This is a genomic window from Alteromonas sp. ALT199, from assembly GCF_018619335.1.
Taxonomy (GTDB): domain Bacteria; phylum Pseudomonadota; class Gammaproteobacteria; order Enterobacterales; family Alteromonadaceae; genus Alteromonas.
Window position 1 is genome coordinate 41,197 of the sequence record NZ_JAHHDX010000161.1, and the last position, 10,926, is coordinate 52,122.

Here is a 10,926-nt window from a genome sequence, read left to right on the forward strand (position 1 = left end):
CGTCCACATTTCGATGCTTGGGAGCCAGTGCTTCATAGGGCCTTTATTGGCTTTGATTAATGTTTAAAGAAACATCTAAGTGAATCTAAACTATTTTTGAATAGCAAAGTGGAAGTAGGGAAAGGAAATGAAATATCAGAACAAGCTATTGCTATCTGCGGTGGCCATTTGCGTTGCCAATTCTGTAGCAGCTCAACAACAAGGAAGGATTGACGCAGGGCAATTCGACATTATACCTTCTTTTAACACTTCCATGAGCTACATAGACAATGTTGCTCGCGCAAGAGATGGACAAGCGAAAATATACAGCTGGCGCTCAATTTTATCTCCTGAAATTATTGCTGCCACAGAAGTTGATGGAAACCCGGTGCAGTTTGGTTATCGATTAGAACGCGGTACTTACTTTTCAAGTAGCGCAGATGACTATACAGACCATTTCGTTGAAGCACTCACTGATTATGAGTTAAACAGTCGTCACGCAATTAGTGCGGTTTTACGTCACGAAGATGGGCATGAGGACCGAGGTACGGGCTTTTCATTAGGCGGGGGAAGTGACCTAATTTCACCTGACACTTATAAAAGCTTGTTCTACGGGGCCGAGTACATATACGGAAGCTTGAGTTCTGTTGGTGAAGTCGTATTGAAGGCAGACAGAACCACTCTAGACTATGACCGTAGTGAACTTGCGTATCTTATTAGAGACAGAGCAATAAATAGAGTTGGAGCGGAGTTCAATTATCAAATTGCCCCTTCTACTGAATTAGTCTTCGATTTCACGCGTTCATTTATACGTTACGATAACAACTTGCTTGAAAATTCTTTAGAGAGTAATGAAAACCGCCTTTTAGTGGGTATTGCATGGGAGAACACTGCTGCAACTTCCGGCTATGCAAAAATCGGGTATAAAGAAAAAGACTTCGCGGCAAGCAACCGTGATAACTTCTATGGAACCGATTGGGAAGTGGGAATAGAATGGCAGCCACTCGCTTACTCAACTGTAAATTTTTCTACCTCCGCAGATACTAATGAAACTAATGGTGAGGGGAGTCTAATTCGTGGTAGAAACTACAGCCTATCTTGGACTCACCAATGGCTTGAACGCTTAAGTAGTAGCTTGCGGTATGTAAGAGAAAATGATGAATATATTGTTGATGATGAAGAGTTTTCTAATAGAGACGATAAATTAAATACTTACACGGCGGCAATGAATTACAAAGCTAGAAGGTGGCTCAGTTTTTCACTTTTCTATAAATTACAGGATAGAGATAGTAATAGGGAAACGATAAAATTTGACCAAAGTACGATTGGGGTTTCAGCTGAGGTTACGTTGTGACGACTAGTTTTAAAAAGATATCAGTTCTGGCTCTATTTTTCTTTTGGAGTGTATTTTCCTGTGCTCAAGAAGGAAACTTGAGCATGAGTCAATATCAGCTTGGCTCTGGCGACAGAATAAACATTAGCGTTTTTGGGCAAGATGATCTTTCGATGGAAATTCGCTTGCCCGATGTCGGCACTATAAATTATCCATTTCTTGGAGAATTAAAGCTAGTTGGTATGACCGCTGCAGAAGTGGAGAGCTTAATATATGATGGTTTGCTGGGAGACTATTTAGTCAATCCATCAGTTTCCGTTTCAATAGTTGAGTATCGCCCGTTCTTTATAGACGGAGAAGTAAAGCGCCCCGGCGGATATCCATATCAGCCCGGACTATCTGTTAACAAAGCCGCTGCGCTTGCTGGTGGTTATACCGAACGTGCAAACAAAGATAAGATAACAATAGTGCGAGAGACTGACGGGCAACAGTTTGAATTTAGCGTCTCTGTGACAGACATGATCCAGCCTGGCGACATTGTGACAATTAATCAGCGTTTCTTTTAAGTATAAGACTATTTTGTGAGCTAACTAAATGGCAGTAAAAATTACGGAAGATACAGATAACAACGAGCTCATTGACTTAGGGCACTATCTGGGAATTATTAAACGGTACAGCTTAAGAATATTACTTTTGGCGCTCGCTTTTACAGTATTAGTCGCTATCTTAGTAATGAAAATGACGCCCCTCTACACATCTTCTACAACTCTGTTAATAGAAGCTGAAAAAGCTAACGTGGTGTCTATTGAAGAAGTATATGGGATAGACACTAAAAGCAAAGACTATATGGCAACGCAATTCGAAGTATTGAAGTCGCGTCAGATTGCTGAAAAAACGGTCGAAAGCCTGTCCCTGTATGGCAACGCTGATTTTATGCCCGAGGAAAATGAAACTTCTTTTGTTTCTGAAATCGCCGAAGTGTTTCCATTTCTTCCTCAAACGGAAAAAGTAGAATTAACTGAAGAGCAAAAGGTTGCAAAATTAAAGCGAAAAGCCACACAAATACTTATGAGTGCTACAGATGTATCCTTAATAAAAGGTACTCAGTTGGTAAGAATATCAGTAACTACTGAAACGCCTTCTTTATCAGCACTTATCGCTAACACCATTGCTGAAGTTTATATCGAAAACTACCTTCAAGCTAAGCTAGATATGACAGCTAAAGCAACATCATTTCTTACTGATAGTATTGACGGGCTGAAAACTAAGCTGGATGTTGCTGAGCGCAATCTAGTAAGGTTCTATGAAACAAACCAGGTGGTAAATATTGACGGTGTTGTAGGCCTCGCCTCAGATGAACTGGAAAGACTCAATATCCAGCTTTCTGAAGCGGAAGTAGAGCTGAAATTAAATAGTGTTATTTTTAACCAAATTAAAGATAGTAAAGCTATTGAAGATGTTGCGAGAATTCCCGAAGTTTTAAATCACCCGGCTGTAAGAGATGTCAGAAGAGATGAAGGTAAAGCGTTAGCAAGAGTCAGTGAGCTAAGCAAGGTTTATGGTCCAAAGCATCCTAAAATGATAGCAGCCAATGCTGAATTGACCGCAATTAGAGATACGTTGAATACCCAAATTACGGATTTAATAAGCAGTATCACAACTCAGTATGAATCATCGAAACAAAAGGTAGCTCAATTACAAAGAGAAGTCGAAACGTCTAAAGCTGCGTTCAGGTCGTTGGCTGAACTGGATAATAAACGTAAGGCTTTAGAGCGAGAAGTAGATATTAACCAGCAGCTTTACGACTCATTTTTTACTCGATTAAAAGAAACTGATGAGCTTGGTGGCCTAGAATCGGCCAACGCGCGCGTTCTCGACACTGCGCTTCCCAGCTATACGCCTTCTAAACCCAATAAAAAGCTATTTATTGCTGCTGCTTTTGTGCTGAGTTTAAGTTTTGGTATCGCGCTTGCCATTGTTATGGAAACGCTTAATAGTGGTATCCGCTCTGTAGAAGATGTAGAGAAGAAGTTAGGGCAGCGCATGCTAGGGTTAATTCCGTGGCTTGCCCACAAGAAAAAAACAGACCTACCTATTCGTTCTTTCTTTGATGGCAAAAAGCATCAATTTGCTGAAGCGGTTAGAACACTACGAACAAGCCTTTCTTTGTTGAACATTGAAAAAGAAAACCAAGCAATTTTGGTTACATCAAGTGTTCCCAAAGAGGGTAAAACCACAGTGTCAATTAACTTAGCTTTTGCTTTGGGTCAATTAGATAAGACTATTCTTATCGATGCTGATTTACGGCGACCGAGCATAGGTAAACAGTTTAATATTCCTAGTTATCAACCTGGTGTAGCGAACCTAGTGTTGAAGTCGCATAGTTTTGAGGAATGTTTGGTTCGAGATGAAGAGTCAAATATTGATATCCTTTCAGCTGGAACCATCCCTTCAAATCCACAGGAGTTATTAGCAGACAAAGGGTTTGAAGAGCTTATTACAAAGCTAAAATCTGAGTATAAATATGTTGTTGTAGATACTGCGCCTACACAGGCAGTAAGCGACTCTATGATTGTCGCAAACTCCTGTGACTCTGTTATCTACGTTGTTAGGGCTGACAGCACAAGTGACAAGGTAATCAATAATGGCTTATCAAGATTCCTTCAAGTGGGTCACCGTCTTGATGGAGTGGTACTGAATCAAGTAAACTTGCGCAAATCAGATGTAGCACAAAGGTACGCAGGCTTTTATGACCAATATGGATATACCAGTCACAAAAGCAGCTAAAAAAATTATTGATAGATCTTCATAGTCATATACTTCCTGGCATCGATGACGGTGCCAGGACTTTAGATATTGCGCTAGAAATGGCTCAGCAGGCAGTAAGCTGTGGCATTAGCCATATGGTATGCACCCCGCACATACATAGGGGCTACTTCGACAACTCTCAAAGCTCAATAGAAGCCGCTTTTCACTCTTTCAATGAGCACGTAAAAAGCGAGTCAATTCCCCTTTCACTTTCATTTGCAGCCGAAGTTCGTGTAAACGAATTACTACCTATATGGTACAAAAAAGGTGAATTACCTTTCCTAGGCAAATACAATGGCAAAAACATACTTCTTCTTGAAATGCCTCATAGCCATATCCCACAGGGGCTTGATGTACTTATAAAATGGTTATTGCGCAATAATATTCAACCACTGATTGCTCATCCAGAACGTAATAGAGAATTAATTGCCGAAAATCACAAATTTAATTGGCTGCAAAGACAAGGTTGCTTGTTTCAAGCCACCGCGGGAGCCTTTGTTGGTCGCTTTGGTGAAAAAGTAGAAGAGTTTGCTTTCAAGTTACTAGAAAAAAGAGCGTTTCATGTTGTGGCGTCAGATACTCACGACTTAGTCAGACGACCCAATGATATGCAAGCAGCTTATGAAGTGATCGCGAAATTTGACTACAAATATGCGCAAGAAACTTTCATAGGCACCCCTGGTATAATAACAGCTCTGGTGCAAAAGCATGTCGATTGACTACCAGTTTGCGCATTGGAAGAAAAAACTCAAATGGCGTGGCGCCGTTACTTTCTTATTTGCTTCTATAGCTTTATTTAGCTTTTTAGGAAGTACAAATCAGTTTTTCGTTAGTAATACCTATTATAGCGTTAAGAATAGTTTAGATAGTTGGAATAGTGCCCCTTCGTCAGTTTCCGTGCAAGATGTTGCAATAGCTCTTAAAAAGATTCAAGAGGTAATTGATAAAACACCTAACAATGCGCTTTATTATCAATTACAAGGGCAACTTTATGAGTGGTTACATTTCAGTACGAACTTAGAGAACGATTTAGAAGCTGCACCTAAAGCGAATAATAGAACACCCGAACTGCATAAAGCGATTCTAAGCTATAAAGAGAGCTTAAAACTAAGACCCAACTGGAGTGGGGGCTGGATAGGCTTAGCATCGGTAAAATGGAAGCTCGGTGAACTAGATAGCCAGTTTTATCAATATTTAGATAACGCAGTTAGCGTTGGGCCACAAGACGCCATAGTGCATAGGTTCATAGCAGAGTTCGGCCTTACAATGTATATTAATAGGTCAGTACATTACGCTAAAATTTTAAAACGACTAAGACACCATTTAGATTTAGGTATAAAGAACCCATTAAGTAGAAAATTCATAGTCAAGTTTATCAACGAAAATAATCTTAACGAACCCGCGTGTCGCTGGCTTGGAGTATCAAACTATGCTGCAAGTACAGGCTTATTAAATTGTAAATAAAACTAAGAGTTGAATTTCTAAGTATTACCTTTCAGCCAATCCCACAAGCCTAACGAAAACCCTTCGAAAAGGTTTATACCCAGCCAACTTTTTAATATATAAAGCAACACTAAGCCCAACACTAATGAAACGCATAAGAATAAAGCAATAACAGCTGCCATCACCAGTTTGCCCATACGGCTTTCGGTACGCGATAGGTCGCGCTTATCTCGGCCTGCCAGTAATACGAAGTAATATCGGCTTTTTAGTAAACCTATAGTGCCTCTTACATCAACTTTGTGGCTACCCCATCGCCGACCGGCAAGGGCTGTGTTTAAGTGAAACAGTTGGTCTTCAGTAAAAGAATCGGCAACATTTTTAGGCATACGTTCCAGCATATGTTGAACGTTTGGCTCTTCTTTTATCGGTCGCTTTATCTTTAATACCACACAAATCCCCTTGTGTTATAAAACCAATGTTGGTTATTTATCTTGTCTTCCCATAGGTATATCGCGGCTTAACGCACCTAGCGCTAACAGTATAATAAATATAGCGGTATTTGCTGGTGCTTGTAGAGGAAAGTCTACCGTACTGTGTAATGCCATCCCTATAACCGCCATAACAGCTGCAAAGGCTGTTCCCCTTGGCAGTGGATGTCTTCGGTTTTGCATTGCGCTTAAGGCGCTTTTCGCGCACAGCAATACAAGCATGGCTATAATGGCTGCGCCTACTATGCCAAACTCAATAGCAAACTGGAGGTATTCGTTGTGAGCATGATCGTAAAAGTGCTGAATAGATTCACTTTGTACCTGAGGGTATACCGTATAAAAAGTACCCCCGCCTGTACCAATAACCCCATATTGAGAAAGAAGGGGCAGGGCATCAGTAACAACTTCGTCACGGCTTTCTTGGGTTAAGTTTGTTTGCTCTATGCGTTGCTGTACTTGTTTAAGCCCAAAAAGGCTACTAACAATAAGGATGTCGATTACCAGCATACTAATAAACAGCACTACATAGCTTTTTTGACGCGGTTTAAAGTAAATTAAGCCAAGTGTGGCGGTAATAGTCATAGCAATAAAAAAGGCGCTGTTACCCATTCTAGAACGAGACATAACTAACGCGATAACCATAATAATAATGCCAATACGAAACAGCACTTTATTGCTTAGCCAAAAACGCACTATTCTACGTAATCGCTCTCTAGGGCTGGAACCGCTTCGAACACGTAGGCTAGCTATCATGTAACCAATAGCAGCGCTCAAACATAGCAAAAGAAAATTAGCGTAGTGGTTCTTATACACAAAACTTCCCGTAGCGATATGCGAAACAGGTAACTTAAACACCAAGCTATATTGCAAACCAGACAATACTTCTAACGAGCCATATATAGCCTGGAATACGCCGGCAGCACTTACCACTATCAGTATGTATCTAAGTCGCTTGCCTGTATTAACCAATGTCAGCGTTATAAAAAATAAGAAACAATAGGCGAGGGATTTAAAGAATATTACGTCGCTTTGGCCCACGTCGAAGCTAAGAGGTAGCCATTGCGAACTTAAGCTTTCCATGCTCTGTGCATTTTCATTAAGGAGGAAATTAATACGCTCGGGGCGCAGTGCTTCAACCAAAGAAAAGGGCAGAGGGACTATATTGATAAGCTGCCACGTTAAAAATACTAACCACACAATGACTAGTAGTTTGTATTGATTGTATAGCTTTGAAAGTAAAGATTCGTGGGTGAGTAGTAAAATGCCGCCAAGAAAGAAAACCGACATTTGCATTAGTGCCCAAGCCCATGGGCGGTTGGCACCTAATGATAAAGGTAACCAAAACAAGGTGAACAAAAGAAAACCGAAAAGAAACTTTTCGGTTTTCTGGGTATTAAAAATAGGCACTTACAACGTACTAGCGCAAAATTTGAATGTAATAGGCTTTAGTTCGCTGAAATGGTGGTGTCGCCACCGCCAGCGCCAGCAGCTCCCGTACCTACACCTAACGGAGAAAACGTATTGCCCGCTGCGCCTGCTGCAGTAGCAGTTAATGTGCTAGGGTCTACACCCGCATTAATAACTGCTAACAACGCATCTTCTTCAGTAATGACCTGCATCTGAAGGGCGATATTGTAAATCTCATTAGCATCTTCAGGGAACATTAAAATGGCAATGGTAACAACTTGCGTTGGCAAGTCAGGCATTTCGCCAAAACCTGCTATAGCAATTTCAAACCCAGTAGCGTTGTCATTTAGAAGGGCAACCATCGATTGATATGCTGCATTATTTTCGGTTAAGTAAGCTAACCCCGAAGCATCAAAAAACATACCTTCACTAAGTACGGTCTGGCTTACTTCAGTAGCGGCTTGCTCAACCGCGGCGCCTTCTTCAATTTCAGTAACTAAAAGGTTTCTAACTTGTAGGCCTGGTACGCTACCATCTTGGGCAAAAGAAACTGTCGAAAAAGCGATTAAAGCGCTTAAAAGCACAGATAAAAAAACGTTGCTACGCATAACTTATCCTTAGATTAAAAACGTCGGGTTAGCTTCTTGCTAACGCCATATGGCCATATTGTACAACAAGTGAACGTACAAGATCTCGCTTTTGTTGTACATCTATTCACTTAAATTCATTTGGCGCTTGTATTAATACTGCCACAAAGAAGGCTTTGCAAAATAAAAACCTTGTTGATACGAAACATCCAATTTAGATAAAGCAACAGACTCTGCTTCATTTTCAACAAGTTCTGCAATAATGTTAATACTTAACCCACGAGCGATACTCAATAAACTACTTACAAATAACTGACTATCTTTATCTGAGTGAATATCTTTCGTAAGTTTGCCGGAAATTTTTACAAAATGAGGCTGAATAGCCCTCAACCCAGCTAGTGATGCAAGATTGTTTCCAAAATGTTCAACCGTAATCTTGCAGCCTAAGCTAATTAGCGACTTGCAAAATGATACGGCGTCATTTTTGTGATGAATTAATGCAGAATCTTCTATTTCAAAGATCAAATAAGTGCACAGCGCTTCATTTTGGTTCAGTAAACCTAATAGCCACTGCCTAAACGCAGTGCTGGATAACGACGCGTTTGCAATATTAATGGCAACGGGGCGTTTATCTTTTGCTAGCTTGTTAAGCACTAGGCTTACCACCAACTTATCAACCTTAGGGATCAAGTTTAAGCGCTCTGACGCGGGAATTAATTGAGACATAGGGATAGCGCTGCCACTGTCTTTGTCTTTAAACCGTGCAAAAGCTTCATAATAAGTAGGCGTGTTCGTTTCGACGTTCATTATTGGCTGAGTGAGTATGTCAGCGTACTGCTGCTCTAAAATTTGATTCAGCCGTTCTTTCCACGCCGTATTACTGTGAATATGGGAAAGTTCAGATGCGAACTGCCAGCCATTGGGTTGTTTGGTGGCGGCCATAAGTGCACTATCAGCGTTTTCCATAATGTCAGAAAACGATTGCTGGTCATTAAATTGAGCTGCACCTATCCATACTGCTTTACTGCCATCTTTAAGCGGGTTGTAGTGAGAGAGAGTGGTATTGAGTACCTGCAGGTGAGCTTCGCACTCTTGCTTTGTCATAGCTTCTGTAACCAAAACAAAATCTGCGCCCGATACTCTAAACAAAAATGATGTTTCTTGAATGCTAGATGAGAAGTTTTTAAGCTCTTCAGCTACTCCAGTAACATACTTATCGCCATCTTGTGCGCCTAACGTCATGTTAATAACGTTTAGTTGTGCAAGGCGTATTAAAATTACATAGCCTTCATCTGAGGTGGCTGTTTTACTTAACAGCGCATTCATATGCCGGGTAAACGCGTTTCTATTTTGTATACCGGTAAGGCTATCTTCAAAAGCTTGAATTCTGAACTGCTCGGCCTTTTGTGTTAACTCTTTAAACATTACTTCAACAGACGAAGAAAGCTTATTTACCGCCTGAGTTATAAAAGAAAGTTCTTTCGTAAAAGGTTTGTAGTTAATGTGGGAAAACTTTTGATTTTGAATATCTTCAATTTTGTTTACCACAATACGAAGGGGTTTTGTAATGGTAGTAATAATAAAAAGCAACGCAATATAGGCAAAAACGAAGGCCGCAAAAAACATAAACGCACTTTGTTTAACGCTTTCCCACAAGGTTTCATTGGCAAGCCCTGGATGACTTTGAACCGCTAGTTCACCCGCCATAGTCCAGCCATCGTTTAACTCAGTTTTTTCAACCGGTGGCGTAACTTCCACAATGTTAGTAAACCAGTTTGGCACCGTATCAATGGTATTAGGATTGCGCCTTTCAATCAGTAAATTGCCTTCCATATCTGAAATGGTAATGTATTGGTAAAACCCTCTATCAAAAATAGCGTTTACCATGGTCTCGGCTACAGCAATACCGTTGTCTTCACTTAAATATGGGGTAATAGATAGCCCCAACGAAGTCGCGGTATCTTGCGCGTGGGTGGCAAGCTGCTCGTTTACATACTCACGGGTTAACTTAACGTTTATTATGAAAGAACCAGCAAAAACCAGTATCAAAAAAACGAGTAAGCTTGTACTTAGTTGGGTAGATAGTCTCATTATTCTTCTTTATCTCCGTACATAACGCGGTCTAGCCGCTCTACCATATCGTCCCACATCTTCATCGGGCCGCTTCCCCTAAGCTTGCGGCCTGTTCCCATCGCTTTAGCAGCCCACAGGCCGTTACCATTAAAGCTGTAAATGGGTGACAAATCTCTTCTTTTATTAGCAGGCAATATGCGCCTATTTATATTATCCAAAACAAGTGGAATAGAGGTTGGGGTTTCATAATACGCCAAAACCATGTGGGGTTGGCGTAATTCTAAGGCGGTGACATACATTAATCGCAACTGTTGTTCAGGAACGCCAAGTTCAATTAAAGAGAAGTATTTGGCAATAGTGTAGTCTTCACAGTCGCCAGCACCAGTGGCAATGAACTCTATTGGTGTTGCCCAGTAGTCTTTTTGCCGCCAATGAACAATGTCGTCAACAAAATCAAAACGGTTAAAAAAGCGGTTTATCTCGTAAAGCTTTTCATCTAGGTCTTCGCTTTGTAACTCAGCAACCAATTGTCGCCATTTAGCAACGTCTTCCTTTGCTTCGCTGCCGTAAACTGCACTAATTCGGACATAAACCTGTTCGGTGAAAACCGTTTTTTGTTGAGCGATAATAGCAGTCATGAAACACGAAACTACGAAAAACGAAACAAGAGAAAATCTCGAAGCGATTAAAAGCCTTATCGTGAAATAAACCATATCTGACTTAAAATTGTGTTTTTTATTGTGCAATGTGGGTCAATAATGTGAAGTGAACATGTAGTCTGATTATCTATTTTACTAATGGTAGTAAT

General features: G+C 40.6%; 10 protein-coding genes. 5 read left to right on the forward strand and 5 right to left on the reverse strand.

The annotated features are described in order from the left end of the window. Positions 1 to 127: 127 nt before the first annotated feature. From KL866_RS18450 to KL866_RS18470, 5 genes are read left to right on the forward strand one after another with little or no spacing between them, the layout of a single operon-like run. A complete protein-coding gene (locus tag KL866_RS18450) occupies positions 128 to 1,333 on the forward strand; it encodes an outer membrane beta-barrel protein (protein WP_214996390.1) in 1,206 nt (401 codons plus the stop codon). Between the two features lie 17 nt (positions 1,334 to 1,350). Further along, entirely contained in the window at positions 1,351 to 1,878 is a 528-nt protein-coding gene (locus KL866_RS18455; RefSeq protein WP_409173995.1) for a polysaccharide biosynthesis/export family protein, read from the forward strand. Positions 1,879 to 1,906: 28 nt separating this feature from the next. Beyond that, on the forward strand, positions 1,907 to 4,099 hold the full coding sequence (locus tag KL866_RS18460; RefSeq protein WP_214996394.1) for a polysaccharide biosynthesis tyrosine autokinase: 2,193 nt from the start codon (positions 1,907 to 1,909) through the stop codon (positions 4,097 to 4,099). 8 nt (positions 4,100 to 4,107) lie between these two features. Next, a complete protein-coding gene (locus KL866_RS18465) occupies positions 4,108 to 4,839 on the forward strand; it encodes a tyrosine-protein phosphatase (protein ID WP_214996395.1) in 732 nt (243 codons plus the stop codon). Then, on the forward strand, positions 4,829 to 5,584 hold the full coding sequence (locus tag KL866_RS18470) for a VpsP family polysaccharide biosynthesis protein (RefSeq protein WP_214996397.1): 756 nt from the start codon (positions 4,829 to 4,831) through the stop codon (positions 5,582 to 5,584). Before KL866_RS18465 ends, KL866_RS18470 begins: the two co-directional genes overlap by 11 nt. 17 nt (positions 5,585 to 5,601) lie before the next feature. Here KL866_RS18470 and KL866_RS18475 read toward each other — a convergent pair whose 3' ends face one another. From KL866_RS18475 to KL866_RS18495, 5 genes are all read right to left on the reverse strand, one after another. Next, positions 5,602 to 6,012, reverse strand: a complete 411-nt coding sequence (locus tag KL866_RS18475; protein WP_214996399.1) for a 3-phosphoshikimate 1-carboxyvinyltransferase — start codon at positions 6,010 to 6,012, stop codon at positions 5,602 to 5,604. A 33-nt stretch (positions 6,013 to 6,045) separates the two neighbouring features. Further along, entirely contained in the window at positions 6,046 to 7,452 is a 1,407-nt protein-coding gene (locus KL866_RS18480; RefSeq protein WP_214996409.1) for an O-antigen ligase, read from the reverse strand. A gap of 44 nt (positions 7,453 to 7,496) precedes the next feature. Next, the gene (locus tag KL866_RS18485; RefSeq protein ID WP_214996401.1) at positions 7,497 to 8,066 is read right to left on the reverse strand and encodes a hypothetical protein; all 570 of its coding nucleotides are present in this window, start codon (positions 8,064 to 8,066) and stop codon (positions 7,497 to 7,499) included. A 132-nt stretch (positions 8,067 to 8,198) separates the two neighbouring features. Beyond that, the gene (locus KL866_RS18490; protein WP_214996403.1) at positions 8,199 to 10,136 is read right to left on the reverse strand and encodes an EAL domain-containing protein; all 1,938 of its coding nucleotides are present in this window, start codon (positions 10,134 to 10,136) and stop codon (positions 8,199 to 8,201) included. Further along, complete coding sequence (locus KL866_RS18495) at positions 10,136 to 10,756, reverse strand: transglutaminase-like cysteine peptidase (protein WP_251140161.1); 621 nt, start codon at positions 10,754 to 10,756, stop codon at positions 10,136 to 10,138. The genes KL866_RS18490 and KL866_RS18495 overlap by 1 nt, the downstream gene beginning before the upstream one ends. Positions 10,757 to 10,926: the final 170 nt, after the last annotated feature.